Below are 26,941 nucleotides of genomic sequence, written 5' to 3' on the forward strand. Positions count from 1 at the left end.
TTGTTACTCACCCGTCCGCCGCTAAGCATCAGAGGTGCAAGCACCTCATCAACTCCGCTCGACTTGCATGTATTAGGCACGCCGCCAGCGTTCGTCCTGAGCCAGGATCAAACTCTCCAAATTGGTGTTTGAAATGCTCATTACTTTTTTATCGCTTTTTCGCTTATCCCGAAGGATTTGCGAGGCAGTTATTACTCGTTGTTCAGTTTTCAAAGAACAATTCAATCTTTCGTGTCAACCGCGTGTTTCGTATCGGCGACTTTTATAATATATCACATTCGCCCAAGTTAATGCAAGCTTTTTTTTAAATTCTTTTTTCGAAGCTTGTTTACTTACTCTTGGGGCGAGAACTAATGTAGCACATAATTGAATACAGAGTCAACCTTTTCCTTAAACCTTTTTTTAAATTTGCTAAACCACCACCCACTGGAGCCCAACAATTAAGGCTACTCCAGGTACACCTAATGTAAGTACAGTTCCTATCGTTATAGGGTTCAGCGGGATATACATCCCTGGAACAAGACCTGAATAGTTTAACAAGTACAGCAAACCAGCCGCCAGAACAAGATGAAGCGAGAAGCTGCGCAGCCATCCCCACGATAACCTGTTCTTAAGCAGTACGACTGCTAACAGGAGAGAAGATCCAATAAAAATCGATAACCATATTGTCTTCACACTCTCACCCCTCTCCATGCTGGCCAGTTCTTGCTAGTACGCTTTGCCAATCGAAGCAGCATCTCATATCGCTTTTCTGCTGTGATCATACAATATATCGCGTAATCCACTTGATCCTTGCCGACTGCGTAATTAAAGAAACGATTCGCATTTTCCCATTCACGGTGTGCCTCAACGATTTCGGCTCGGATGTCATCCATTTGTTTCATCCCTTTTTTTAATTCGAGTTGGCCTGTATTGCTCATATCTATCCCTCCCGCTTGTCCTCACTACATCATGTTCATTACTATATGTATAAGCTTGGACATTAGAATAGAACGGGATATTAAACGGAGCACCTTATCAAGACGACAAAAACGGCAGATCGAGTAATTTCTCGACCTGCCGTTTTCTATATTGATTATGACTAGTTTATTTCTCTTCGACCTTCTAATGCTTTGGACAAAGTAACCTCATCCGCATATTCAAGATCACCGCCAACAGGCAAGCCATGCGCGATACGCGTAACTCGGATACCAAATGGCTTGATCAGCCGGGATAGATACATTGCTGTGGCTTCGCCTTCAATATTCGGGTTAGTGGCCAGTATAAGCTCGTGAACGCGTTCGTCGCTCAGCCTTCTTAACAGCTCAGCGATACGAATTTCGTCTGGACCGATGCCCTCCATAGGCGAAATTGCGCCTTGAAGCACGTGATAATGGCCTTGGAAGTCCTTCATACGCTCAATCGCAACAAGATCCTTAGACTCTTGAACAACACATATGATGGAGTTGTCACGTGATTTATCCTGACAGATTCTACATGGATCTGTATCGGTTATATTGCAGCAAACCGAGCAATAGAACAAATTGCGCTTAACGCTTACTAGCGCCTTCGCAAAATCAATGACGTCGTCTTCCTTCATTCGAAGAACATGAAACGCCAGACGGGCGGCCGTTTTGGGTCCAATACCCGGTAATCGCGTAAAAGCATCAATTAATTTCGCTATCGGTTCTGGGTAATACAAAACTGGGTACAGCTCCTTTCAAGCAAAAAACGCCTTCGGTGTCCCCTGGACACTGAAGCAGCTTTGACGGGGAAATAAAAGATAAGTATACACGTAATATACTTTCCTTTATTTCAAACAGAAGCAATACTGCTTCTTAGAACAATCCTGGAATTTTCATTCCGCCTGTGAATTTACCCATATCCTTATTTGCTAGATCATCCACTTTAGTTAGCGCATCGTTAACAGCTGTAAGGACAAGATCTTGCAGCATTTCGACATCTTCCGGATCTACAGCCTCAGGTTTAATCGTAATGCTAAGAAGTTTCTTATGGCCGTTCGCAGATACGGTTACTACTCCGCCGCCCGCTGTTCCTTCAACCGTCTTTGTTTCCAACTCTTCTTGAGCCTTCATCATTTGATCTTGCATCTTCTTCACTTGCTTCATCATTTGGTTCATATTGTTCATTACAATTCACCTCATCATTAGAATTTAATCTTTATCCTTCACTACTACTAAATCTTCACCAAAAAGTTTGACGGCCTCTTCCACCCATACCGGCCGACTTGCAGCTTGTGGTGAAGCAGAAGATTCGGGCTCAAGCTGAAGCGTCTCGCTCTTCTGCGTACTAGCGCCTTGTGCCGCTGCCGCCTGCCAGTCCTTCAACATAACCGTAACAATACGGAATGAACCGCCGAGCACATCATGCATGACTTTCTCAATAATCTCGCGATTGGCCGGCTTCTCGGTCGTTTCTCGGTGCATCGTATTCTTGAATGCCACGAGAATGGCATCGTCAGCAGAAGCAACCGGCTCACCGTCTTTTAGCCAAGCATGGACCGTAATCTTAGCGTCCTTCACACCCTGCAGCACATCGTTCCACTTCATTCTGAACTGATTGAATTCTGGACTGCCTGCTGTTGCCAGGTACGGATCAAGCTTGACTGAAGACCGTACTATGCCGCCTGAGCCGCCGAATGAACTGCGAACCGCATTAGTACGTGCTGCTTGCTTGCTGGCCGCACTGTCAGCCGAAGAAGCGCTGTTCCCGCTACCTACTCCATTTTGGATCGCTTGCTCTAGTTTACGCTCCAATGCCTCAATCTGCTGACGCAAACGTCCTACTTCAGCTGATTGTCCGCCGCTTGATGCTGAAGCTGCTGTACTTGCAGAAGCCGCTCCGCCTGACGATTGCTCGTCATTTAATGTGCAAAGCTTCATAAGCGCTACTTCAAACAAGGTTTGAGGCTGCGAGGCATGCTTAAGCTCCACTTGATAACGGTTCAACGTATCAATCATAGCGAACAATCGCTCTGGAGTGAAGGCCTCGGCCATCATTTTGAAGCGTTCAGGATCAACGATCCTCTCTGTTACTGCGCCTCCCTGCGGAGCAAGCTTCATAACAAGCAAATCACGGAAATAATAAATTAAGTTTTCCATGCATTTGTCCGCACTTTTTCCGGCTTGCATCAAGCTTTCCACAAGCGGCATAACAGCTGCTACATGTCGATCCTTCACAGCTTCCGCCAGCTGGTAGAAATGATCAGCGGCCATGCCGCCTGTCACATCTACTGCCGCGTCGAGAGTAATACGATCACCTGCAAAAGCAGAAACCTGCTCCAGCAAGCTGATCGCATCGCGCATTCCGCCTTCCGACAATCTTGCAATATAAGCAAGCGCATCTTCGTCGGCCTGTATGCTCTCTTCACGGCAAATCTTAAGCAAGTGCTGCGTCTGCTCTTCAAGCGATACCTGCCTGAAATCAAACCGTTGACAACGGGAGATAATCGTAGCAGGCAGCTTATGCGGTTCGGTCGTCGCCAAGATAAAGATAACATGCCCCGGCGGCTCCTCCAATGTTTTGAGCAAGGCGTTAAATGCCTCGGCCGTAAGCATATGTACTTCATCTATAATATAAACTTTGAACCGCACTTCTGAAGGTGCATATCGCACTTTATCACGAATATCACGAATTTCATCAATACCGCGATTAGATGCAGCATCAATCTCAATTACATCCATAATATGTCCCGCGGTAATCCCTATGCAAGCATCACATTCATTACATGGCTCTTCAGCCGGACCACGTTCACAGTTCACCGCTTTGGCTAATATTTTCGCAGCGCTTGTCTTCCCGGTTCCTCGCGGCCCATTAAAAAGATAAGCATGAGATACACGCTGCTCACGAATAGAATTTTGCAGCGTTTGAATAATATGCTGTTGTCCAACCATGTCCTGAAACGTCTGCGGACGCCAGGCACGGTATAAAGCGATATGTGACACGCAGACCTTTCCTTTCAAGTTGCCTTTTCATTTACAATAAGCAAAAGCACCTTCGGTCCTGTGGACGCTGAAATTGCTTTGCATTGCGAAATATAAGAGTAGTATTAGAAAATAATATACTTTCTTATATTTTAAACCATTGCTACTCCCCTATTATACAACAACTGTGTAGCAAGCAAAACTTTCTTTTGCTAAGACTTTACCCTATTAAAACAACAGCAATAAACAAAAACACCTGCATTCGCTAATTCCGACAAAAACATCGAACAGCGATCACAGGTGCTACTTTTGCTATTAGCTAATCATATTAGAAAATTTTAGTACCGTGCACCTACTCCTGATAAATACGACCCAGGCGACATCCTTGCACTACAGCTCGAGTCAGGCACTCCCCCGGCACATGAACTAATTTACTTATGGCTGCTTCCTTCCGGACCTGACCAAGTTCATAAACGTCCATTGCGGAGGACCCAACTGTCAACACTGCTCGCAAGTGCCAAGACCCTACATCAGTATAACCTCAAGTAGGAATTCAACCTCGCTACAGCGGATTGCGAGTTACAGGGCACCGCTACCTCCCCATCTAGCACGGCAAAAATAAGTATAGCCGATTCCGTCCTAAAGCGCAACTCGCGGTTGAAATTGGACGAATGCCAAGGCTACCTTTTGGCTTCTACATGAACCTTGTACCGAGGCATATTGTACTGCACGACCGACTGTGCCTTTGCTCGGAGCTCTTCGACTTGAACGTCGGACAGTGCTTTATTTGCTTTTACATTCACATGAAGATCGGTACCGTTAAAATAAATTTGCGTGTGCTCGATACCGGAAATCGGCTTCAACACCTGCTCAATGAATTTTCCATCTGCATTATAATTAAGATACTGATAACGATTCGGTAAATTGGGATTGCTGTTGGAATAACCCATGTATCCATCATGACCATAGGTTTTCAGCCTGTTTTCTTGCTTGCTTTTCCCATTTCCACAACTTGAGAGCGTCATGGCTAACAGAAATAAACAAGCGAGTAAGGCTGCCACTTGAAATAAACCTAATCGTTTACTCAAACCGAATGTTTGTTTATTCAATCAAAAAACCTCCCTTCTATCCAATAGGATGGCTGAGGGAGGCTCTTGTATTCTGCCAAATAAAGGCGGAACGATTTGTAGGATTAAATACCGTATTTCTTCTTGAAACGATCGACGCGGCCGCCAGCATCCAGGAACTTTTGCTTACCCGTGTAGAATGGGTGGCATTGGGAACAAACCTCTACGCGAAGACTCGGTTTAACCGAACCAGTCTCGAAGGAATTTCCACAAGCGCAAGTTGCTGTAATGACGTGGTATGTCGGATGAATAGCTTGTTTCATCTCGTTCACCTCTTTCTGCCCTGAATCGCATGCGGACTCAGAGTTAAATCGCACATCTCGGATTATAGCATGAACTTATTTGCAGTTGCAATGAATAATCAGTGATTTGGTTAATATTAGCTGAATTTACTACTCAGTAGGTACTTATCGACGTAATGCGGCTGGTGGAACATGTGTATAAGAGCCAATAACTACACCCGGCAGCTCTTCACGGAAAATTTCAAGCATTTGCTTCATCCCGTAAATCTCGCCTTGTGCCTTTGGAATAATCGCCAAGTAGCTTTCAGGATCGATATTCAGGTTGCGCATTTGAATGAGTTTTAGTCCGGTTCGCTTAACGAATCCAATCATCGCTTCTATTTCTTCCTCTCGGTCAGTGACCCCTGGGAAAATCAAATAGTTGATCGACGTATATACACCATTGTCAGAAGCATATTTCAATGACTTCTCAACATTTTTTAAGTTGTAGCCGCGAGGCTTATAGTAAGCATTATAGTGATCATCAAGTGCACTGATCGTACTCACGCGCATTAGATTAAGTCCTGCATCAACAATCGCTCGCATGAAATCAGTTAGTCCAGCGTTCGTATTAATGTTAATGTAGCCAAGCGAGTTTTGACTGCGCACGCGCTTCATGGCTTCAACAATAATTTTTGCTTGTGTTGACGGTTCGCCTTCACAGCCTTGACCGAAGCTAATGATGGATTCCGGCTCGCGCAAGTGCTCCATCATAATTTCAACGATTTCATCAACAGTCGGCTTAAAATTCATCCGAGTTTGCGGAGCGACAAAACCGCTATCATCTGGTTGTTCCGAAATACATCCAAAGCAGCCTGCATTACAAGAATACGATACCGGAACAGCACCCTCCCATCTTCCTAGAAACGTGTTGGAAGAGGTTAAGCACTCATAACCTAGAGCACAGTTCGACAGATGCTTATAAAGACGATTATCCGGATATTTAGCAAGAATACGCTCTACTTGAATACCTAGTTCGCCACGGTCGCAATTAAGCGGATCCCATCTTTCAGGATCGTCACTTTGCTCAGCCGTTACATAAAAGTTACCGTCTTTCCATACGACAGCTGTATAACCGAACAATGGCAGCTTCTCGTTCTTGTCCGCTTTCACATACCCCGGCAAGCATAGACGAGTAAATCCTTGCGGAAGCAAGGCGCCGACTGCTTGAGCTCCGCCTTGCAATGCCTGCATCTCACCCGTGCTCGGATTAAGACCAATGGGTCTAGTGAAAGGCAGGCTAACAAGAGTTGCTCCATTAGGAAGCGGAATTAATTCCTCCTCCATAATTTCGACAATCATATCGCCGCTTCTTCCCAAAGCTATAAAGTCGGGATGGTCAAATACATTTCCGTTTTTATCCGCATATACGAGATTCATGTTGTTCTCCCTCCTGCGGTCTTACGATCCGTGCGTAGTTCTAGGCGTAGGACGCCTGCTGGTCGCTGTAGTACTGCTCTTTATACCGGACCGCTCCGGCTTCGCTTCAACTGTTGTATCAAGAGACATGAGGAACTGTTCGTTGTTCTCACTATCTTTAAGTTTCTTCAAGAAATTATCTACATAATCAGGCGTATCCGTCATTCCTCTGCGGATGGCCCAAACCTTCTCCAGCTCTTCCTTCGTAAGCAGCATTTCCTCACGTCTAGTTCCAGATCTGCGCAAATCAAGCGCAGGGAAAATACGACGCTCAGAAAGTTTACGGTCTAGATGAAGCTCCATATTACCCGTACCTTTAAATTCTTCATAAATGATGTCATCCATACGTGAGCCTGTTTCGATCAGCGCAGTCGCAAGTATAGTCAAGCTTCCGCCCTCTTCCACGTTTCGAGCCGAACCAAAAAACCGTTTTGGACGGTGAAACGCTGCTGGATCAATACCGCCGCTAAGCGTACGACCAGATGGAGGAATAACCAAGTTATACGCTCTAGCAAGACGGGTGATACTATCCATCAAGATGACAACGTCCTTCTTATGCTCAACAAGACGAAGCGCTCGCTCAAGTACAAGCTCTGCTACTTTGATATGGTTCTCGGGCAGCTCATCAAATGTGGAGGCGATAACTTCACCCTTCACGGAGCGCTGCATATCAGTAACTTCCTCTGGACGCTCATCAATAAGCAGAACGAACAATTTGATATCGGGACGATTTTCGGAAATGCTGTGGGCGATTTCTTTAAGAAGCAAGGTTTTACCTGTCTTCGGAGGAGCAACAATTAGACCGCGTTGGCCAAGTCCTACAGGAGCAAGCAAATCCATCATTCGAGTGGAAAGCTTCGACTGTGTCGTCTCAAGCACTAGCTTCTTTTCTGGATAAAGAGGAGTAAGCGCAGGAAAGTGCAATCGTTCGGAAGCCGTTTCCGGATTTTCGCCGTTAACAGCATTTACTTGCAATAGACCAAAATAACGCTCATTCTCTTTCGGAGGACGACATTTACCTGAAACAAGATCGCCGCTTCTCAAATCAAATCTGCGAATTTGTGATGCTGAAATATAAATATCTTCCTTGCTCGGCAAATAGTTAATAGGCCGTAAAAATCCGAAGCCTTCTGACAAAATATCGAGGACGCCTTCCATGAACATAAGGCCACTCTTCTCTGCTTGCGCTCGAAGAATTGCAAAAATTAATTCCTTCTTCTTAAGTGTTCCGTAATAGGGAACTTGAAATTGCTTCGCCAATTTATAAAGGTCGGTCAATTTCATCTCTTCTAGATCTGCGATCTGAAGGTCTGTCATGTTCTCACCACTTTATTTAATTTTCATTATGATTTTGTATATCTAGTAAAATCATAGGATTGATTATCCATCATTGCCGAATTAGACGCCGTCTATTCCACAGCGTCTGCATCGTCCTATTCCTTATGAAGTGGCTTCCGTTTCACGCCATACTTCCGCACCCAGGCGGCATAAGTTTTCTACTAGATTATCATAACCTCGGTCAATATATTCGACGCCCGAAATTTCAGTAACGCCTTCTTCAACAGTTAAAGCAGCGACAACAAGTGCAGCCCCTGCGCGTAAATCAGCAGCCTTAACTTTTGCAGCACTCAGCTTGCCGCCTTCAATAACAGCTGAACGGCCCTCAACACGAATATCCGCTCCCATGCGAGTGAGCTCAGGAACATGCTTAAATCTAGTACCGTATACATAATCAGTTAAAATACTGACTCCATTCGCTTGTGTAAGCAAGGTTGTCATTGGAGATTGTAAGTCCGTAGGGAAACCAGGGTACACAAGTGCCTTTACATCAATGGACGAATAATTAGGTCCGCCAATAATTCGGATGGATTCATCCATCTCAATAACTTGAACACCCATCTCTTCAAGCTTAGCGCTCATCGCTTCCAAGTGTTTCGGAATAACATTATCAATAAGGACATCGCCGCGCGTTGCTGCAGCTGCAATCATATACGTACCGGCTTGAATTCGATCGGGAATAATGGAATGGCGGCAGCCATGCATCTGATCGACGCCTTCAATACGAATCGTCTCAGTCCCGGCACCTTTGATTTTTGCGCCCATGGCATTAAGGAGAGTAGCTACATCTATAATTTCAGGCTCTTTTGCCGCATTTTCAATAATCGTTATTCCTTTGGCCCGCGAGGCAGCTAGCATGATATTAATCGTTGCTCCAACACTTGAAACGTCAAGGTAAATCTTTGCACCTCGTAATTGCTCAGCATGAATTCGAATAGATCCATGATCATTAGTTACCGTGGCACCTAGTGCTTCAAACCCTTTAATATGCTGATCGATAGGTCTAGGCTCAAAGTTGCAGCCCCCTGGCATTCCGATTGTCGCTTCACCAAATCTACCAAGCATTGCCCCCATCAAATAATAGGATGCACGCAGCAATTTCACTTTGCCGTTTGGCATCGGTTTGGAGACAAGCGCGGAAGGATCAATGCGCATCATATCGCCGTCACGCTTTACGACAGCACCAAGCTCCTGCAAAATTTCACTGTATACAGCTACATCACTTATAATAGGCAAATTATCCAACACAACTTCTGATTCTGCTAAAATAGCAGCAGGTACAAGAGCCACCGCGCTGTTCTTGGCTCCGCTGATTTGAACGGTACCGCGAAGCGGCCGTCCACCGCGTATCATCAATTTCTCCATCTAATTATAGTTCCTCCCGTAGATTGGAAGAGAATAAAGGAAAAACCGCCAAAGCAAGCGAGTGTTAAACCCACTTGCCGTTATGAGGCGGTTTATTCCTTTGCTCCTGTTATTACACTTAGTTGTTACTTCCGAACAAACGGATTTTTGTTAGTAACAGCCAGCTTCTCAATTCGCACAGCTGTCATGTATTGGCGTAGTTCCAATGAATCAGCGTTAGCTATTTGTTTTCTTGGAATTGTATTTGTAAAAGCAACATGTTTCTCTCAATGGTATACTGCAACTGAAATTAATATCATGATCAAAATCAAATCGATTGGAAGACTAGATTTTTTTTGGCCCCGGCACACGCCATTGCAGCAGTGAATTGAATGCCCATATATTTCAAGGTGCTTTCGCTGACCTTACAAATAAACGGTGATTTTTCTTCCTTAGCAGCTTCAACAATCGTTTGTGTAATTACCCTGATGTCTGTGTTGAACTGGACTACTGTTTCTCGCTTGCTATAAGCGCCTGGCAAAATTCATTCATAGGAACTAACAAGATCGATGTCTTCCTCGTAAATGTTATCTTTCTTCCTCCAGCTCGGTCCGACTTGTCATTCTGAGACATTATAACATAATGAGCCTTGGAATAGTAAAGCTTGTTTTGCTATTGCCAATAAATGAAAAAAACGGCATCGCCTTCAAGTAAGAGACGATGCCGTTTATTTGCTAAATTAGGAGCCTATTGCAAAACGACTTGTGGAGTTGCCGCCTCGCAGCTGCATATTAACCGCAATTCGCATCTCATCGATGTCGAAAGGTTTCGTAAAGTGCATTAATGCCCCGAGATCCGTCGCTTCTTTAATCATATCCAATTCACCATATGCGGTCATCATGATGACTTTAATGTTTCGGTCGATAGCTTTCACATGCTTTAAAATTTCCAGACCATCCATGCCGGGAATTTTCATATCCAACAGAACAAGATCAGGAGCATCGTTCTTGACGATTTCCAAAGCCAGCTTGCCATTAGACGCTTGGAACGTATTATAGCCCTCGCTGCTGAAAACTTCCATAAGCAATACGCGAATACCGTTCTGATCATCAACGATCAACACTTTCTTCTTATCCAACTCCAAATCCCCCCGCAAATGAGTTTACCCAGAAAATGGCCAACTCTTCCATAATCGTTAATATATTCGCTAAAGTGGGTATATAATCCTTCTCGTTAAGAGAAAAACTTATCTGTTGTTGTTAAAGAATCTGCCATTGATCAAAAATGCAATATATTACTCAGAATGGTTAAGCGCTGCTTGTACAAATCCGCGGAATAATGGCTGCGGACGGTTCGGTCTAGACTTGAATTCCGGGTGGAATTGAACAGCCAAGAACCAAGGATGATCAGCCATTTCCACAACCTCAACAAGACGGCCGTCTGGGGAAGTTCCAGAAATAGTAAGACCAACAGATTCAATCGCTTCACGGTACTCATTGTTAAATTCATACCGGTGACGGTGACGCTCATAAACGAGCTCRTCGCCATATTCACGCTCAGCAAGCGTGCCTGGCTTAAGTTTACAAGGGTAGAGACCAAGACGCATCGTGCCACCCATATCTTCAACATCCTTCTGATCCGGCAGCAAATCAATAACCGGATATGGAGTGGATGAATTAATTTCAGAGCTATTCGCACCAGCTAGTCCCGCCACATTGCGAGCATACTCAATGACAGCTACCTGCATGCCAAGGCAAATGCCGAAGAACGGAATTTTGTTTTCACGAGCATATTTAATCGCTGAAATTTTACCTTCAATACCGCGATCGCCAAAGCCGCCTGGCACAAGAATACCATTAACGCCTCTAAGCTGCTGCTCGACATTCTCTTCCGTAAGCTCATCTGCATGCAGCCAACGAATTTTCACTTCTGAATCGGAAGCAATACCCGCATGCTCAAGCGACTCTACAATACTGAGGTACGCATCATGCAACGAGACATATTTACCAACAATTGCAATTTCCGTCTTCTTATGAAGCGACTTTACACGCTGAACAAGGCTTTCCCATTCGCGCATATCCGGCTGTTCTGTCTTAAGCTTCAGATGATTAACAACGATCTCGTCGAGGCCTTCCTCACGAAGCATCAATGGCACTTCATACAAAGTGGACGCATCGCGGCATTCCACGACTGCATTCGCATCGATATCACAGAACAAGCCAATTTTACGTTTCAAATCTTCAGCAAGCGGATGCTCTGTACGGCATACGATTACGTTCGGTTGAATACCGATGCTGCGCAATTCCTTAACACTATGCTGCGTCGGTTTTGTTTTCACTTCACCTGCCGCTTTGATGTAAGGAATAAGCGTTACATGGATGTACATTACATTGTCGCGCCCGATATCGCTTTTGATTTGACGAATAGCTTCAAGGAAAGGCAAGCTTTCGATATCACCAACCGTACCGCCGATTTCTGTAATAACAACATCAGAACCCGCTTCTTTGCCCGCACGGAATACACGGTCTTTAATTTCGTTCGTAATATGCGGGATTACCTGAACAGTTCCACCCAAGTAGTCGCCGCGGCGCTCTTTGGTAATTACGTTGGAATAGATTTTGCCGGACGTCACATTGTTGTTCTTCGACAAGTTAATGTCAATAAACCGTTCATAGTGACCAAGATCCAAATCTGTTTCTGCACCATCATCGGTAACGAATACTTCTCCGTGCTGATATGGACTCATCGTTCCTGGGTCGACGTTGATGTATGGATCAAACTTCTGAATCGTTACTTTGAGGCCCCTGTTCTTCAGCAATCGGCCAAGCGAGGCTGCTGTTATCCCTTTGCCCAAGGACGACACTACGCCGCCGGTTACAAAAATATATTTGGTCACTGTGATGATACCCTCCAAGCCCTATGGTTAATGTTTAGGTTTGCCCATTTACTCGATAAACATGGATGCGGATACACTCCGCCTATCCATCCAATTTGTGGGAATGCATCCTACAGACCCATCCCTCACAAACAAAAAAAGTGACACCCGTAGCAACGGGGCACTTTTCCTTTTTTGGCATATATAAAAATACAAGCAAGCATCAGCAATGCGTTATGCTCTACTTCTATTTCACCGCGAAACTTGACCTTCTCGTCAAAAGACGAAAACGAGTCGTTTGCGCTTGTATGCGTTATTTGTTAACCGAATCTTAAGCCCATGAGATAGTTTACTCTGCGCTCCTAGCAACTGTCAAGCGAAACTGACTGGATATTCCTCACGCCAGTTCAAACGACTAAGCCATCTGTATAGAGCAGAGCTCGTACCGCAGAAAAGTATAAGAAGGAGGATAAGCTGGGTGCTTAAACCGCCTTATACTTTCAGCAAACATTTACTTGTCAGACTCGTCGTCGTCTTCAAATTCCTCATCATCCGACTCATCATCATCCGCATCGAGTTCACCGTCGACTTCTTCCTCGTCCAGCTCCTCGTCGTCGATTCCAACTTCCTCATCGACTTCAGCTTCCTCTTCTGCCTCTTCGAAGTCCTCGCGGTCCTCGTCGAATACATCGTAGTCTTCTTCAGCCTCTGCGTAAGTATCCTCTTCTTCGTCCGCGAATACATCATCATCTTCGAGATCATCATCATCGTTAATGATACGCGTACGCTTCGCATTACCTACAGGATCTTCAGAACGCTCAACTGGATACCAGCGTTTCAGTCCCCACATGTTGCTGCCAACGCAAGCGAAACGTCCATCAATGTTGATTTCTGTATACACTTGGGCGATGAACTGGTTGATTCCGTCTGCGGAAAGACCGCGTATTTTAGCGATCTCCATCATTAGATCGCGATAGTAGTAAGGCGTATTAGCCGCTTTCAGCACTTCAAAGGCCAAATCGACCATAGGCATTTCCTTCATACGTTCAGGATCCAGCTTTAACGTGAAATTGCTGCTGCTCATATGGACACATCCTCTCTTGCCATTCAATTTATGTACTCGTTCTTACCTATAAAATGCAAGGATCGTGTACGTTATTCTCTTATACACCGCTCACATTTAATCGCAAAACGATCGGTAACTGCCAGAGGCTCGCACCCGTCGTTTACGCTAGTCACAGTATAGTAAAACCTATTTCCTGCAAAAAAGCAAGCGGACCACGCTGCTGCAGTATAGCTTGGACTTCTATGCAAAAAGCGAAAGGATAGTCCTTCCGCTTTGACTGTATCCATCCGGCCATGACACGAGGCAACGCACCTTGGTCGTAAGAGCCCCTGAGAACTCTTTGTTCATCGTATGTCCCCAGTCGATTTTTGACACGGTTTTCAGCCTAATTATGTGAAAAAAGGCAAGTTGCTCATGCGTTATAGAGCGCTCGTTCATACAATAGTTCAGCATGGTCCGTCGGGAGGGGAAGCCAAGTTTGGACACCGTCGCTTTTATCCGTATGTTGCAGGATACGATGGCTCGCACGGACACAACGACTGTTAAGCGTATCATTCGCTTTCAGCGTGCGAGCGACTACCGATACTTCCTACAGCAATTGCCTAAAGTCACTTCATCATCTTTACCGCAAAAAAGTATTAGACAAATGCCCAGCATTCTTGGAATAGCCTGCACATTGCCGGCCGAGGAATCATTAGAGCGATTCGCCGGGCGTGTTTGGATTGAGAAAGATTGTAAAATCAGCGTGCATTCTTCTCCACAAAAGTCGATTATTGTAGATAAGGGCATCCCCTGGGGTGTAAACCAGATTAAAGCCCCGCTGGCTTGGAGCACGACAACCGGTCACCGGGTCAAGGTCGGCGTCATCGATACAGGAGCTGACTTCAGCCATCCAGATCTTCGCCAATCACTTTCTAGGGGCATCAACCTTCTCAATCGCAGCATGCTCCCTCATGATGATAACGGTCATGGTACACATATTGCAGGTACCATCGCCGCAGCAAATCAATTACAGGGCATGATTGGCGTAGCCCCGCGGGCGTTAATCTCGCCTGTCAAAGCTTTTGACCATAATGGGAGCGCCTTCGTATCCGACATTATTCTCGGTATTGAATGGTGTATCCGCAATCGCATGAACGTCATCAACATGAGCTTCGGTATGAAGACAAAAAGCAAAGCGCTGCTTGGAGCTGTCATTAATGCTCACAATGCAGGCGTCATTATCGTTGCTTCCTCCGGCAATGACGGGAAGCGCCGTTCCGTTGATTATCCGGCACGCTACCCTCAAACGATTGCTGTTGGCGCAACGAATAAACTCCGCCGCGTTGCACCTTTCAGCAATCGAGGCTCCTATATTGACGTTTACGCGCCTGGCGACAAAATCGTATCCGCATGGCTGCGCGGCAAATACAATGAAATGAGTGGAACCTCCATGGCCACCTCGCATGTCAGCGGAGCAATCGCGCTTCTGCTCGCACATAAGCCGGGACTTACGCCTACCGAGATCAAGACAATTATTAAACGATCCGTTCAGCCCCTTAGAGGCAGTAAAGCCCGCCGAACGATCGGCGAGCTTGACGTGATGCGTATGATGCAAACCGTGGATAAGGTATGAGTCCACGGTTTATTTTTATGAAACAAAGCTTACATGCGTTCTGGAGCAGAAACACCGACCAAACGCAGCACGTTCGCAATAGCGATACGTACGGCTCCAAGCAAGGCTAAGCGTGCTTGCGATTGCTCAGCATCTTCTGTGATGACGCGCTCCGCTCTATAATAGCTGTGGAACTGGGAAGCCAGCTCGTATACATAACGAATAAGACGATGAGGCGCATATTGTGCTGCAGCCTCAGAGATCTCCTGCGGCAGCTCACCAACTTTACGAAGAAGATCGAACTCGCCCTCGGCAGTCAGCTTGCTGAAATCGATAGTGTCCGTGGATTTAAGAACAATGCCTTGTTCCTCCGCTTGTCTGAAAATACTGCAAATCCGAGCGTGCGCATATTGAACATAGAACACAGGGTTCTCATTTGAAGTAGAGATCGCCAAATCCATATCGAAATCAAGATGCGAATCCATGCTCCGCATGGAGAAGAAGTAACGAATCGCATCGATGCCCACTTCATCCATCAGATCCTGCATAGTAACTGCTTTGCCCGTACGCTTCGACATTTTCATTTTCTCGCCGTTCTGGAACAAGCTGACCATCTGTGCAATTAACACGGTCAGTTTCTTCGGATCGTTGCCTAGTGCCTCCATCGCTGCTTTCACACGCGGAATGTAGCCATGGTGATCGGCACCCCAAATGTTGATCATCTGATCGAAGCCGCGTCCGTATTTATCCATATGATAGGCGATATCCGGTGTCAAATAGGTATATGAGCCGTCATTTTTCACGAGCACGCGGTTTTTGTCGTCACCAAAAGTCATGGTAGACAGCCATGTCGCTCCTTCTTCTTCATAGACATGCCCTGTCGCCTTCAGCGTTGCAAGACCTTGCTCCACTTGTCCGCTCTCGTATAATGCTGTTTCACTGTACCAAACGTCAAAACCGACGCGGAATCTTCCGAGATCGCGTTTAATTTTATCAAGCTCCCGCTCAAGGCCAAACTGGCGGAAAAACGTAAAACGTTCTTGATCAGGCAATTCCAGCAGCTTATCGCCTTCTTGCTCGACAAGAAGTTTTGCAAAACCAATAATGTCCTCGCCATAATAACCATCCTCCGGCATTTCCGCCGCTTGACCAAGCGCTTGACGGTAACGAGCTTCGATGGATACAGCTAGGTTCTCCACCTGCTTGCCCGCATCATTAATATAATATTCGCGCGTAACATCATATCCCGCATAATCAAGTACATTGCACAATGCATCGCCAACTGCGGCACCGCGAGCATGTCCAAGATGCAGGCTGCCCGTAGGATTCGCGCTCACGAATTCTACCTGTACACTTTTGCCGGAACCATCCGAAGTACGTCCGTAGTTTTCTCCCGCTTCAAGCGCTGCAGCCACAACCGGATAGAGATAGCTGTTATCCATACGGAAGTTAATAAAGCCCGGGCCTGCAATTTCCGCTGCTTGAATAGAAGCTTGCTTCGTATCCAAATGCGCAATAATCGCCTCAGCGATTTGACGAGGATTTTTCTTCGCCAGCTTCGTCAGCTGCATCGCTGCATTTGTTGCCAAATCACCGTGCGATTTATCCTTAGGAACTTCGAGCACAAACGCTGGAAGCTCTTCCCGCGCTGCCAAACCAGCCGCTACCGCTGCATCAGCGATCGCTGCTTTGACTTGTTCATACATCTTCTCTAATACATTTGCATTCATTAATTTTGTTCCTCCTGTATATGGAGCCGGATATGAAACCGACCCGACATTTGATCACCAACGTACAATTCATACTCCCATTCAAGTGTAAAAGGCAGCTGATCGGGCAATGTGTCCATCGCTTTCATTACACCATCTTCACCCGGCGCATGAAGCCGCAGCCGCAGCGTTTCTGCTTCAAGCGATAAAGATGTCATTTGTGATTGATAGCTGCCAGCTCTCCTATGACCAGGAACAAAAAGCTGCTCCGATTCTATAGCGCCGCGCCGCACAACTGACATTTCTTCCGGCCGGAATCGAATAAGCGTCCGTATTTCACCAGCTTCTGTATCGCCTTCCACTGCCGGCTCGATGTAGCGGATAAATATGGATTTCTCCTTGCGGAACCAATCCCCTTTGTAAGCATGAGTATGCGAGCTTCCATCCTGCACACTCTCCAATGTAATTCGCACTTTCCTGCTGTCTGCCATCATCTTGCTCCTGTTATCAGTCTAATCTTATGTAACTACTATATACAGGTAGGCTCCGAATTTCAACGCTAGAGCCCGGTTAACTTGTTGCAAACGGTACGATTTCACGCCATGCCTCCACACGATCCTCGAGCGTTCGCATACGCGGAGTTGGAATCGGACTGGAGGAAGGCAGCTTGAGTAACGTGATGCTTCGAAAGCTTTCATGCCCTTTATAAAATTTCTGAAAGGTATCGTATGCCTTGCTTCCGTTAAATGCAAAGCAGCGCAGCTCTGGGTATTTGGCTACAAGCTCCGGCAGCTTCTGCGGTACGATTCCACGTATGTTCACATCCAAGCTGCCTTCGCGCTCGCAAGATTCGATAACATCCCATAACGCTAAGCGATGCTCCTTTAAGAATGCGAGACGGTTGTCATATACAGGGTCTGGGTCTGACTCATTAAATAAACGATATATAATTTTCCACATAAAGTTTTGCGGGTGTCCATAAAATTGCTTATGCTCAAGCGATTTTACACTTGGTGCTGTCCCAAGAATCAGCACGCGTGATCGCTCATCGATAACAGGCGGAAACGAATAAATGCGCATGTCGTATAGCCCCCTAATCTATTTTTAAAAGCAGCAATAACGTCTTATTATAAGCCCATTCTAGCCTTGATCATACGATCGCATTCTCTGTTTGTATTAGAAAAAGACGCTTCCCGCTAAGATTACGCGGAAAACGTCTTTTTATCAATGCGAATCGATTATTTGGCCGGAATCTTTATGCTTTGACCCGGATAGATTCTATTCGGGTTCTTTAGCTTATTGTAGCTGGCTAATTTCTGCCACGTCGTTCCGTGCTCCAAAGCTATTGCATAGAGAGTGTCCCCTGCTTTAACCGTATAAACCGAAGCTTGAGGAGTCGTTGGAACAGAAGTCGTTGGCTTCTCAGGTTTAGCTGGCTCTGTCGGCTTCGTCGGTGTTGTTGGTGTTGTCGGTTTTGTTGGTTCTACCGGCAACACTACTGACTTCGCACTTAGATTAAGCTTAAACTCTGCATAGCCATCAGCTGTATCACCCGTGTAGGAAGTCAACTTATTCGCTTCCGCTGCACTCTTTGCTTCCGGTGATGTCTTGATTGTCACGTTCACGGTGTCATTAATTGCCGCTAGCGACCAGTTGCGATCCGCTGCCGGATCAATCGTCTTGAAGGAGCGAATGTAGTCAATGACAACCTGGCGGTTCTCATCCGGGGACGCAAGAATAATACGTTTGCCGTCCGGGTTAGCGAATTTGCTGGAAGATGCACGGTAGTTGTTCGTTGCAACAACGAATTTCTGATCCGCCTTAATTGGTTTTCCTTCAAACTGCAAATTAACGATCCGCTTTGCGCTTTCGTTCTTGAGCGCGCCGCCAGCTTCATACTTCGTCGGTTGTGCAACATCGATCTGATAGGTCACACCGTCAATGACATCGAAGTTGTACGTTGGAAAATCATAATTGATCAGCTCTTGCTTCTCTGTGCTCGCTGCATCGATCTGCTTGAATTGACCAGCTGACCACTCGAGCCATTCTTTAATCTCCGCTCCTGTGACGAGTACAGCATTCACAGTATTCGAGTACAAATACAAATCGGCAACATTCTTGATTGCAATATCGCCCGCCTGAATATTGGTATAATAGTTCGGTCCTTGGCGGCCGCCAGCCTTAAACGGTGCTCCTGCCGAAAGAACAGGAAGCCCCTCATATTCCGTTCCCTGCAGCTGCTTCTCTACATACCATTTTTGTGCATTCGTAACGATTTGAATGGATGGATCATCTTGAACAAGAGCAAACCAGCTGTTGATTGACGCTGTCGTCTTGCCGACAGGCCCTCGCACATACGCCAGCGTATGCTCATGATCCTCTTTCACCGCATCGACAACAGCTTTGTCAGCTTCTACAAGAGGTACCTTATTTACCGCATCAAAGATAGGCTTAACCGTGCTTTTGGAATCGACAACGGCCCATTTCCCATCCTTGTTCTCCAGTGTTAAATCAATAATCCCAAGATTATTTCCCCAGAAGCCCGGTTCAACCGCAGGCACTCCGTTAATCGTTCCTTTGGCGAGATCGACACCCGTTTTTCCTTCAAACGATTTGTCAGGGAATACTTTATGCGCATGTCCGAACAAAATCGCATTAATGCCAGCAACTTTGCTTAAATAAAGCACCGAATTTTCCATGAGCTCTGATTGCGGGATATCTTCAAAGCCCGAGTGCGGAATCGCAACAATGATATCCGCTCCCTTCGCTTTCATTTCCGGTACAAACTTTTCTGCCGTTTTGACAACATCCTTAACGATAACCTTGCCTTCTAGATGAGCTTTGTCCCATGTTGTAATTTGCGGAGGCACAAATCCAATCACGCCTACTTTCAGCTTATGCTTCGCGCCCTTGCTGTCTGTTACCTCTTTATCAATAATGAGATAAGGCTTAAACAAATTAACATCATTCGTCTCATCCTTGTCTCCATCTACTTTATAAATGTTTGCATTTACATAAGGAAAGTCTGCGCCCGCGAGCGAGGTGTCCAGAAACGATAAGCCATAATTGAATTCATGATTGCCTAAGTTGCCTGCATCGTAGTTAAGCAAATTCATAGCTTTGTACACCGGATGCGTCTCGCCCTGCTTCAGCTTATCAACCGTAGCGACATAATCACCTAGGGGATTTCCTTGAATCAAATCGCCATTATCAAATAATAGACTGTTCGGAGCTTCCTCCCGCGCTTTCTTGATGAGCGTTGCCGTCTTCGCGAACCCATATTCATCAGTAGGCTTGTCCGCAAAATAGTCATAGTTCATCATGTTCACGTGCAGGTCCGACGTTTCCATAATTCGCAGTTGCACTGTATTCCCTGCACCCGCATCAGCCATTGCCGTGAACGGCATAGCCCCTAGACTAACGGTAATAGCAGCAGCTAAAGCACCCTTCCACACCGATTTGTTAACCAACAAAAACGCCTCCTTCATTCTCTTTCTATTAATAAGATGCTCTGCTGCAAGCACAAGATGAAATAATGTTTTCCTACAATATATTAATTTAAATATTCTGAATTGTCATTTATTTATTTTGTTAATCCAAAGTACCCTTTTACAATAAAAAAAAAGGCTTCACGCCACGCGGATAAATGACCGCTGGCAGTGAAGCCTTCACTCTATTTAATGACTATTTCAAAAAGCCTAGAAGCATCTCGCGAATAACCTTCGCCGCAACAATTTGCGTTTGCTCCGTCGGATCATAAGCTGGCGCAACCTCAACGAGATCGAAGCCCACGATGTTCACGCCGGAACGTGCAATGGCATGAACGGATTCAATAAGCTCCTTCGACGTAATGCCGCCCGCTTCCGCTGTACCTGTACCTGGTGCTGCAGATGGATCAAGCACATCGATGTCGATCGTTAAATAAACCGGACGTCCTTCGAGCTCAGGAAGCACCTTCTTAAGCGGCTCCAAAACCTCGAACGGATGGAAGTTGATGTTCTCGCGTGCATATTGCCACTCTTCGCGCGATCCTGAACGAATACCGAACTGGTAAATGTTCTGTCCACCCATAAGACCAGCTGCTTTGCGTAGCGGCGTAGAGTGAGACAATGGCTCGCCTTCATACGACTCGCGCAAATCAGCGTGAGCGTCGAAGTGAATGATCGCAAGATCAGGGTACTTTTTGTACACCTCTTGGAAGATCGGCCAAGAAACAAGATGTTCGCCGCCGAGACCAACAGGAATTTTACCGTCGTCTAGCACACCACGAACGAATTCGCCGATGATTTCCAGACTGCGCGCTGCGTTTCCGAAAGGAAGCAGCAAATCACCAGCATCGAAATATTCAATGTCCTCGAGGCTGCGATCTAGGTAAGGGCTGTATTCTTCAAGTCCAATCGACACTTCGCGAATGCGAGGAGGGCCGAAACGGGAGCCTGGACGGAAGCTAACCGTGAAATCCATCGGCATGCCGTAGATAACCGCTTTGGAAGCTTCGTAGTTGTCAGAGCTCAAAATGAAGACATTGCCTGAATATTTTTGATCCAATTTCATGAGGTATGTCCCTCTCTTTCCTGAAGCGTAGCCGCTTGTTACTTCACAAGATCTTCAACAAATTTAGGAAGCACGAATGCTGCTTTGTGAAGACGAGGCGTGTAATATTTTGTATCAATTTCTGGAATTGCTGTCTCATCAACAGCAAGAGGATCGTGTTTTTTGCTGCCCATTGTGAACGTCCACAGACCGCTTGGGTAAGTAGGAATGTTGGCGCCATATACACGAACGATCGGGAATACTTCCTTCACGTCTTTGTTTACGCTTTGGATCAGGTCCGCTTTAAACCAAGGGTTGTCCGTTTGAGCAACGAAGATACCGTCTTCTTTCAATGCTTCGTAGATGCCTTGGTAGAAGCCCTTCGTAAATAGGTTTGCCGCAGGGCCAACCGGTTCAGTGGAATCAACCATAATAACGTCATAGGTGTTTTTATGATCATGAATATGCATAAAGCCGTCGTTTACAAGCACTTCAACACGCGGGTTGTCGAGCTCGCCAGCGATGGATGGCAAGTATTTTTTGGAGTACTCGATTACTTTACCGTCGATGTCGACAAGAACTGCCTTCTTCACCTTCGGATGTTTCATTACTTCACGAATAACGCCGCCGTCTCCGCCGCCAACAACAAGCACGTACTCCGGATTCGGATGCGTAAAAAGTACAGGATGCGCAACCATTTCGTGGTAAACGAACTCATCCTTAACCGTGGTCATAACCATACCGTCGAGAACAAGCATCGTTCCAAACTCTTCCGTTTCGATCATATCAAGCTGTTGAAAATCTGTTTGTTCATTAACGTAAGTCTTAGTGATCTTCGCCGTTATGCCGAAGCTATCTGTTTGTTTTTCCGTATACCACAATTCCATGGTGTTAAATCCCTTCTTTCCTTCAATCGTTCAACCTGTATTATAGTAAAATTATTAAATCACTACAAGTACTCTAGACAATCCGTGCATTAACGTTTTTCAAAGATTTTATTAAGTATAATATCCTGATTTTCCGTACGATATGTAGATGCTGTTTCACAACAAAGGCTGTCCCACATAACATGGGACAACCTTTATTCATCTTGAAAAGGTCATACCTGTTCTTTTGTATACTGTCCTTCTCAACCATTTGCCAGCTTCACGCAGCCTGTCGTTTCACGAATGATCAGCTCTACCGGCAAAGCCTTGCACCTCTCCTGAACAGGGTTGCCATCAATCTGATCGAGCAGCATGCGGATCGCTTCCTGTCCTTTCTCCAAAATATTTTGAGAGACGGTCGTTAGCGCAGGCGAAGTAAAGCTAGAGATGGACAAATTGTCAAAGCCGATTACCGAATAGTCCTCCGGCACCTTTTTGCCTAGTTCTCGCAGCCGTTTAAGCAAGCCCATCGCACTTACATCCGAAAACGAGAAGATCGCCGTCACGTCCGCAAGCTTGATGAGCTGATCCGCAGCGCGATAGCCACCATCAAGCGATGTCGGGAGCCTGATCATTAAGGCTTGATCGTATGGAATACCCGCTTCTGCCAGCGCATCCTTGTAGCCTAACCAACGCTCATGCAAAACACCGTAATATGTGATGCTCTCAAGCGGAATATCTCCAATTAAAAGCGCAATTCGTTGATGTCCTTGGTCGATTAAATAACGAATCGCGCGATAGCTTCCTTTTCTGTCCTCTAAATTAACTTGATATAGATCCTCCCGCTTCAAGTAGCTATCAATAAAGACGGCAGGCATGCCTAAGTTTACAATACGATCAACTGCCTGCGAGCCCTCATTCGTCCCCATCACGATTAACCCATCCAATCGACGCTCCTTGGCGAATGTGAATGTTTCTGTGCTCTCATCAATACCCGATAAAATAATATGAAATTGGCGATCACGAGCCCCTTCTTCTACACCTGTAAGCAGGTCCCAATAAAAAGGGTTGTCCTGCAGCCTCCCAGGCTGCATCATCGGTACGACGAGACCAACAAGATGCGTACGCCGAGTCTTTAGATTTCTAGCAGGCAGATTTGGCGTGTAGCCAAGCTCGATAATTACCCGCTCGATATTTTCTTTCGTCGTGCCCGATACCCTTCCCTTGCCGTTAATAACATTAGATACCGTCGCAATCGATACACCAGCCACCTTGGCAACGTCTACGATGCTTACTTCATTTTTCATCCTCTTATCGCTCTCTTTCGTCTCAAAGCCCATCCGGCTCCTTGAGTTAAACGTTTTATCATAGTATAGCTTATTTGTGGAGGCACTAAAATTTGTACTCCGAAAATATAAAAAAAGAAGAAGCAAACCGGCTCAAGCGAGCCAGCCTGCTTCCCCTATATTGCATACTACCAGCCGCTGTTGCCTGCACCTCTAGTTATTACAAACTGATTATTCGGATTCGATAGGCCTCCCGATGCAGCCCCTGTGACCGTTACATTGCTAAACGTCCCTGATCCTGTAACGGAATCGAACAAAATCCCATAGGTGCCGACACCGCTGATATTCACTTGATTAAAGCTCACGTTTGTTATCGATTGATTGTAGCTGAATTTCACAGCTTCGTAGGTGCTGTCATTAATTTGAACATTATCGACAACGATTGGAGCTGAAATGCTCTGATTTTCTGCATAAATCCATAAACCGCCGAAGCTCGTGTTCCAATTGCGCTCCCAGCCGCCTGTACGGTTCAGCGTATTTCGTTTCACTTCAGTCGTGCCGCTAAATGCAACGGCATTAAACCTTGTACTGACCACGATGCCTGCAGAAGCCGTCACCGTGTCTGCACCGATGTTATCCCATATCTTGTTGTCCTTGCCGCCGTAAAGGGCGTAAGTATTTGCAAGAACAGGAACCTGGGCGATATTATAGCGGAACATGCTGTTCTCATTCGGTGAGCCGTCCGACCACATCGCGAAGGCGTCGTCCCCTGTATTGCGTACACTGAAATGGCTGATCGTTGTATTTTTGACACCGCCGTGAAGGTTTACTCCATCCGCCCATGTATTGCGAATCTTACCTCCGACTACATATAAACCGTCCGTTCCAGACTGCAGCCAGAAGCCCACCTTCGTATGCTCGATCCATACATTTTGAATAAGCGAGCCTGTTCCAAAGTTTCCTTCGAAAGCAGCGTGGTCCGCACCGTCGTTCCGATACAGCGAATCTCCCGTAATCGTAAGATCGGTAATCGTTACATTTCCACCTACGCCATAAAAGCCGCCTTTTCCGTTAGTGCCTTGCAAATTAGAGTACCACATGCCAGCGCCGCGAATATGGATACCGTTCACATTCACTCGGTCATTCATTCGGAAGGTGCCTGATGGAATCCACACGCCTGCTTTGCCTGTCGACTTCGCATTAGCAATAGCGTCGCGAATCGCTTGCGTATCATCACCTGTATCGCTCGCAACAGCTCCGAAGGAGGTAATGCTCACGAAATTAGCAGGCATTGTGTAGGCGGCATCTACTTGTTCCAAGTTAATAAGATCAATCGTATAGTAAGAAGCTGTATCGCCAGAATCCTTCTGCAGCTTCACCGTAGCTCCCGCAGGAATGTTTCCGACAAGGAAGCGGCTCTCATCATAAAAGCGATGTCCTTCGCCGTTCGCAGCATTGTCGTTGTACGGATAAGCGCCATACGTCCATGCATAACGTGACGTTAGGCTGAGTGTCTGTGTTTTAGCTCCGTTCACATAAAGGCTAAGTGTTCCATTCGTACCGCCGCCCTCAGCCGAATCAGGCATACTATACCTGACAACAACAGAGTTAGCAGCTTGTGGCGCTGTCCACTGCACATAGTGCCCAGTAGATGTCAGCTTTACAGCGCGTCTTCCCGACGATTCTGATTCAACAGTCAAATAAGTACGGTTTGCTGTAAGCACCTGAGCGTTCGTCGTGCCGCTCTCCGCTTCCAGCTCTTGATAAGGTACGGTTGCTCCCCGCGCCGCCAAGCCGATTCCACCTGCTGCGGAAATGTAATCGATCGCTATTCCACCGCTATTTCCGCTGTCATATTGATACGTAATTGTATTTAAACCTTTGCGAAGGCTCAGCGTCTCGCTTTGACTGCCCCAAGTGGTTGCTCCTCCAGTTGCTGAGAGCGTTGTTGTTTTAACAAACACGCCATTCACGTAAATATTTATCGTCTTGCTCGTCCCTGTTCCATTAGCGTAGCGAAGCTCAACAGCCGAGTTCCCTTCCGCAGTCCGGTTAACGGTGAAAATAGCTCTCGCACCGACGCTTGTAAAGTTCTGCAAATAGGTCGATGCTTTGGTTACTCCACCTGAGAAAAATTGATCCTCCGCTTGATACACAAATCCCGTGCCCGGCGTTGGGGTAGGTGTTACAGTAGGCGTAGGCGTTGGTGTCACGGTTGGTGTTGGAGTTGCTGTAGGGGTTGGTGTCGGCGTTGTTGTAAGAACACCTACAACGAGGTTATCCAAATTGATATTTCCAGAATCCGTCGTATCAAATTGAAGCCGAACGGCATTGCTGCCTGCATTCAGAGTAACGACTTCCAGCTTGGTGCCCCATGTGTCCCAATTCGATGTAGCTGGAAGCGTAACCTGACGAAGCTTTGTTCCATTAAGATAAAGGCTTAATGTTTTATCGCTGCCTGTTCCATTAGCATATCGGAACGTCAGCTCACGGCTTCCGGCTGCGGCTGGCGTAACTGCAAATTGTACCGCCGCGCTTCCTTTGTTGCCATCTGTGAAGCCGCCGACAAATCCGGTTCCCGTATAGCCCGTATGATCGTTAGCTATAGTTGTTCCTCCAGTAAGAGTCGCCGCTTCTGCTTCAAGGGTGTTTGGCGCAGCTGGCGCTGCTTCAACATCAATTTTGTCTAAGTTTACGTTTCCTGTGTCTGTCGTGTCGAATTTGTAGCGGATCGTATTGCTGCCTGCTGCGAGCGTCAATGCTTCCGTGCTGGTCGTCCAGCTGTCCCAATTCGCGGTTGCATTCAGCGTCGTTTGCTTCATTTTGACGCCATTTACGTATAGGCTCAACGTCTTCGCACTGCCATTCCCATTCGCATACCGCACGGTTACGTTATGAACCCCAGCTGCTGCCGCGCTTACCGTAAACTGAGCAGCTGCATTTCCCTTATTGCCATCTGTAAAACCGCCAACGAAGCCAGACCCGGAATAACCCGTATGATCATTCGCATATAAGGCTCCCCCTGAGAGTGAAGCCGACTCCGCCTCGTAAGAAGCTGCATAGCTGGATTGTGCCTGCGCGAAGAATGTGAGCACCATACTCATAATTATTAGTACGGATAGACGTTTCTTAAGACTAATCGTCATTAATCATCACGATCCTTTTCATATAATAGAAGCTCATTTACCTGCGTTGATATGAATAAGTGCGGTTCTAATGTAAACGCATACATAAATCGTCATCCACTATGTCAGGCAACACCACCTTTCAATAGAACATTTTTTGATCCATTAGCAGCATAATAAGGAAGGTTCATGGATCTTTGCATAATACCATGCCTTATTTTACGATTATGATAACCAATTAAACGTTTAACCAAGTAACGCTCGTCATCTATGGTTAAACCTTTAATCAGAGATTATCATGCGTTTTCCTTATCGTCAACATCCTAATTTCAAGCCTATTATTTTTGTACTGCAGGCTGCTCATTCTTTTGCCACGCTACTGAATAAAGTCCGAATATCAATCTATATAATGAGTACTATTTAAATCCCTTCTACAAATATTTACGATTACGCTC

23 protein-coding genes, 1 rRNA gene and 1 other RNA gene are annotated in these 26,941 nt (G+C 46.1%); 1 reads left to right on the forward strand and 24 read right to left on the reverse strand.

The features are described 5' to 3' along the window. The 16 genes from AB4Z50_RS28715 to rpoE form a co-directional block, all read right to left on the reverse strand. Nucleotides 1-123 (reverse strand): 16S ribosomal RNA (locus tag AB4Z50_RS28715); the annotation flags it as partial. A 288-nt stretch (nt 124-411) separates the two neighbouring features. Next, nucleotides 412-675 carry a pro-sigmaK processing inhibitor BofA family protein gene (locus AB4Z50_RS28720; protein WP_076271600.1) on the reverse strand — a complete coding sequence of 88 codons (264 nt, stop codon included), beginning with the start codon at nt 673-675 and terminating at the stop codon, nt 412-414. Then, nucleotides 672-920 carry a DUF2508 family protein gene (locus tag AB4Z50_RS28725; protein WP_441884763.1) on the reverse strand — a complete coding sequence of 83 codons (249 nt, stop codon included), beginning with the start codon at nt 918-920 and terminating at the stop codon, nt 672-674. Before AB4Z50_RS28725 ends, AB4Z50_RS28720 begins: the two co-directional genes overlap by 4 nt. Before the next feature lie 161 nt (nt 921-1,081). Beyond that, nucleotides 1,082-1,681 (reverse strand): recombination mediator RecR, encoded by a 600-nt coding sequence (gene recR / locus AB4Z50_RS28730; protein WP_441884765.1) that lies wholly within the window; start codon nt 1,679-1,681, stop codon nt 1,082-1,084. Between the two features lie 136 nt (nt 1,682-1,817). Further along, a complete protein-coding gene (locus AB4Z50_RS28735) occupies nt 1,818-2,129 on the reverse strand; it encodes a YbaB/EbfC family nucleoid-associated protein (RefSeq protein WP_054025909.1) in 312 nt (103 codons plus the stop codon). A gap of 24 nt (nt 2,130-2,153) precedes the next feature. Further along, nucleotides 2,154-3,944 carry a DNA polymerase III subunit gamma/tau gene (dnaX, locus tag AB4Z50_RS28740; protein ID WP_441884767.1) on the reverse strand — a complete coding sequence of 597 codons (1,791 nt, stop codon included), beginning with the start codon at nt 3,942-3,944 and terminating at the stop codon, nt 2,154-2,156. A 323-nt stretch (nt 3,945-4,267) separates the two neighbouring features. Then, nucleotides 4,268-4,536: signal recognition particle sRNA large type (ffs, locus tag AB4Z50_RS28745), an RNA gene on the reverse strand. 67 nt (nt 4,537-4,603) lie between these two features. After that, on the reverse strand, nt 4,604-5,032 hold the full coding sequence (locus AB4Z50_RS28750; RefSeq protein WP_441884769.1) for a hypothetical protein: 429 nt from the start codon (nt 5,030-5,032) through the stop codon (nt 4,604-4,606). Between the two features lie 83 nt (nt 5,033-5,115). Then, entirely contained in the window at nt 5,116-5,313 is a 198-nt protein-coding gene (gene rpmE / locus AB4Z50_RS28755) for a 50S ribosomal protein L31 (RefSeq protein ID WP_076271595.1), read from the reverse strand. Between the two features lie 144 nt (nt 5,314-5,457). Continuing rightward, nucleotides 5,458-6,711, reverse strand: a complete 1,254-nt coding sequence (locus AB4Z50_RS28760) for a radical SAM protein (protein WP_441884771.1) — start codon at nt 6,709-6,711, stop codon at nt 5,458-5,460. Nucleotides 6,712-6,732: 21 nt separating this feature from the next. Beyond that, the gene (gene rho, locus AB4Z50_RS28765) at nt 6,733-8,067 is read right to left on the reverse strand and encodes a transcription termination factor Rho (protein ID WP_339205993.1); all 1,335 of its coding nucleotides are present in this window, start codon (nt 8,065-8,067) and stop codon (nt 6,733-6,735) included. 123 nt (nt 8,068-8,190) lie between these two features. Then, a complete protein-coding gene (locus tag AB4Z50_RS28770) occupies nt 8,191-9,453 on the reverse strand; it encodes a UDP-N-acetylglucosamine 1-carboxyvinyltransferase (protein ID WP_076271592.1) in 1,263 nt (420 codons plus the stop codon). A 307-nt stretch (nt 9,454-9,760) separates the two neighbouring features. Further along, nucleotides 9,761-9,973, reverse strand: a complete 213-nt coding sequence (locus AB4Z50_RS28775) for a class II fructose-bisphosphate aldolase (protein ID WP_441884774.1) — start codon at nt 9,971-9,973, stop codon at nt 9,761-9,763. A 198-nt stretch (nt 9,974-10,171) separates the two neighbouring features. Further along, nucleotides 10,172-10,570 carry a response regulator gene (locus AB4Z50_RS28780; protein WP_076271590.1) on the reverse strand — a complete coding sequence of 133 codons (399 nt, stop codon included), beginning with the start codon at nt 10,568-10,570 and terminating at the stop codon, nt 10,172-10,174. 156 nt (nt 10,571-10,726) lie between these two features. Further along, nucleotides 10,727-12,328 (reverse strand): CTP synthase, encoded by a 1,602-nt coding sequence (locus tag AB4Z50_RS28785; protein ID WP_441884776.1) that lies wholly within the window; start codon nt 12,326-12,328, stop codon nt 10,727-10,729. Between the two features lie 490 nt (nt 12,329-12,818). Then, nucleotides 12,819-13,391 carry a DNA-directed RNA polymerase subunit delta gene (rpoE, locus tag AB4Z50_RS28790; protein ID WP_076271588.1) on the reverse strand — a complete coding sequence of 191 codons (573 nt, stop codon included), beginning with the start codon at nt 13,389-13,391 and terminating at the stop codon, nt 12,819-12,821. Between the two features lie 460 nt (nt 13,392-13,851). Between rpoE and AB4Z50_RS28795 the strand changes: the two genes are divergently transcribed. After that, nucleotides 13,852-14,988 (forward strand): S8 family peptidase, encoded by a 1,137-nt coding sequence (locus AB4Z50_RS28795; RefSeq protein WP_339205988.1) that lies wholly within the window; start codon nt 13,852-13,854, stop codon nt 14,986-14,988. Nucleotides 14,989-15,017: 29 nt separating this feature from the next. On the opposite strand, the gene argS is transcribed toward AB4Z50_RS28795, so the two are convergent. From argS to AB4Z50_RS28835, 8 genes are all read right to left on the reverse strand, one after another. Next, nucleotides 15,018-16,697 (reverse strand): arginine--tRNA ligase, encoded by a 1,680-nt coding sequence (gene argS / locus AB4Z50_RS28800; RefSeq protein WP_441884779.1) that lies wholly within the window; start codon nt 16,695-16,697, stop codon nt 15,018-15,020. After that, nucleotides 16,697-17,167, reverse strand: a complete 471-nt coding sequence (locus tag AB4Z50_RS28805) for a DUF1934 domain-containing protein (protein WP_441884781.1) — start codon at nt 17,165-17,167, stop codon at nt 16,697-16,699. The genes argS and AB4Z50_RS28805 overlap by 1 nt, the downstream gene beginning before the upstream one ends. A gap of 79 nt (nt 17,168-17,246) precedes the next feature. Beyond that, the gene (locus tag AB4Z50_RS28810; protein ID WP_076271584.1) at nt 17,247-17,756 is read right to left on the reverse strand and encodes a DNA-deoxyinosine glycosylase; all 510 of its coding nucleotides are present in this window, start codon (nt 17,754-17,756) and stop codon (nt 17,247-17,249) included. Nucleotides 17,757-17,914: 158 nt separating this feature from the next. Beyond that, nucleotides 17,915-20,164, reverse strand: a complete 2,250-nt coding sequence (locus tag AB4Z50_RS28815) for a bifunctional 2',3'-cyclic-nucleotide 2'-phosphodiesterase/3'-nucleotidase (RefSeq protein ID WP_441884783.1) — start codon at nt 20,162-20,164, stop codon at nt 17,915-17,917. Nucleotides 20,165-20,360: 196 nt separating this feature from the next. Next, nucleotides 20,361-21,230 carry an agmatinase gene (gene speB / locus AB4Z50_RS28820; RefSeq protein ID WP_076271583.1) on the reverse strand — a complete coding sequence of 290 codons (870 nt, stop codon included), beginning with the start codon at nt 21,228-21,230 and terminating at the stop codon, nt 20,361-20,363. A 38-nt stretch (nt 21,231-21,268) separates the two neighbouring features. Then, nucleotides 21,269-22,096, reverse strand: coding sequence for a polyamine aminopropyltransferase (gene speE / locus AB4Z50_RS28825; protein WP_054025894.1), 828 nt, complete (start codon nt 22,094-22,096; stop codon nt 21,269-21,271). 242 nt (nt 22,097-22,338) lie between these two features. Next, nucleotides 22,339-23,382 carry a LacI family DNA-binding transcriptional regulator gene (locus AB4Z50_RS28830; RefSeq protein WP_441884786.1) on the reverse strand — a complete coding sequence of 348 codons (1,044 nt, stop codon included), beginning with the start codon at nt 23,380-23,382 and terminating at the stop codon, nt 22,339-22,341. Nucleotides 23,383-23,549: 167 nt separating this feature from the next. Beyond that, nucleotides 23,550-26,507, reverse strand: coding sequence for a carbohydrate-binding protein (locus tag AB4Z50_RS28835; RefSeq protein ID WP_441884788.1), 2,958 nt, complete (start codon nt 26,505-26,507; stop codon nt 23,550-23,552). Nucleotides 26,508-26,941 lie beyond the last annotated feature (434 nt).

The sequence above is a fragment of the Paenibacillus sp. 2TAB26 genome (genome assembly GCF_052115145.1).
Classification (GTDB): Bacteria; Bacillota; Bacilli; order Paenibacillales; family Paenibacillaceae; genus Pristimantibacillus.

Bases quoted from the DNA above. Each gene is read 5' to 3' on its own strand.
- AB4Z50_RS28830 (WP_441884786.1), bottom strand. From the start codon at position 23,382: ATGAAAAATGAAGTAAGCATCGTAGACGTTGCCAAGGTGGCTGGTGTA.
- rho (WP_339205993.1), bottom strand. From the start codon at position 8,067: ATGACAGACCTTCAGATCGCAGATCTAGAAGAGATGAAATTGACCGAC.
- AB4Z50_RS28735 (WP_054025909.1), bottom strand. From the start codon at position 2,129: ATGAACAATATGAACCAAATGATGAAGCAAGTGAAGAAGATGCAAGAT.
- AB4Z50_RS28725 (WP_441884763.1), bottom strand. From the start codon at position 920: ATGAGCAATACAGGCCAACTCGAATTAAAAAAAGGGATGAAACAAATG.
- argS (WP_441884779.1), bottom strand. From the start codon at position 16,697: ATGAATGCAAATGTATTAGAGAAGATGTATGAACAAGTCAAAGCAGCG.
- speE (WP_054025894.1), bottom strand. From the start codon at position 22,096: ATGGAATTGTGGTATACGGAAAAACAAACAGATAGCTTCGGCATAACG.
- speB (WP_076271583.1), bottom strand. From the start codon at position 21,230: ATGAAATTGGATCAAAAATATTCAGGCAATGTCTTCATTTTGAGCTCT.
- rpoE (WP_076271588.1), bottom strand. From the start codon at position 13,391: ATGAGCAGCAGCAATTTCACGTTAAAGCTGGATCCTGAACGTATGAAG.
- AB4Z50_RS28770 (WP_076271592.1), bottom strand. From the start codon at position 9,453: ATGGAGAAATTGATGATACGCGGTGGACGGCCGCTTCGCGGTACCGTT.
- AB4Z50_RS28835 (WP_441884788.1), bottom strand. From the start codon at position 26,507: ATGACGATTAGTCTTAAGAAACGTCTATCCGTACTAATAATTATGAGT.
- AB4Z50_RS28805 (WP_441884781.1), bottom strand. From the start codon at position 17,167: ATGGCAGACAGCAGGAAAGTGCGAATTACATTGGAGAGTGTGCAGGAT.
- AB4Z50_RS28760 (WP_441884771.1), bottom strand. From the start codon at position 6,711: ATGAATCTCGTATATGCGGATAAAAACGGAAATGTATTTGACCATCCC.
- AB4Z50_RS28810 (WP_076271584.1), bottom strand. From the start codon at position 17,756: ATGCGCATTTATTCGTTTCCGCCTGTTATCGATGAGCGATCACGCGTG.
- rpmE (WP_076271595.1), bottom strand. From the start codon at position 5,313: ATGAAACAAGCTATTCATCCGACATACCACGTCATTACAGCAACTTGC.
- AB4Z50_RS28815 (WP_441884783.1), bottom strand. From the start codon at position 20,164: ATGAAGGAGGCGTTTTTGTTGGTTAACAAATCGGTGTGGAAGGGTGCT.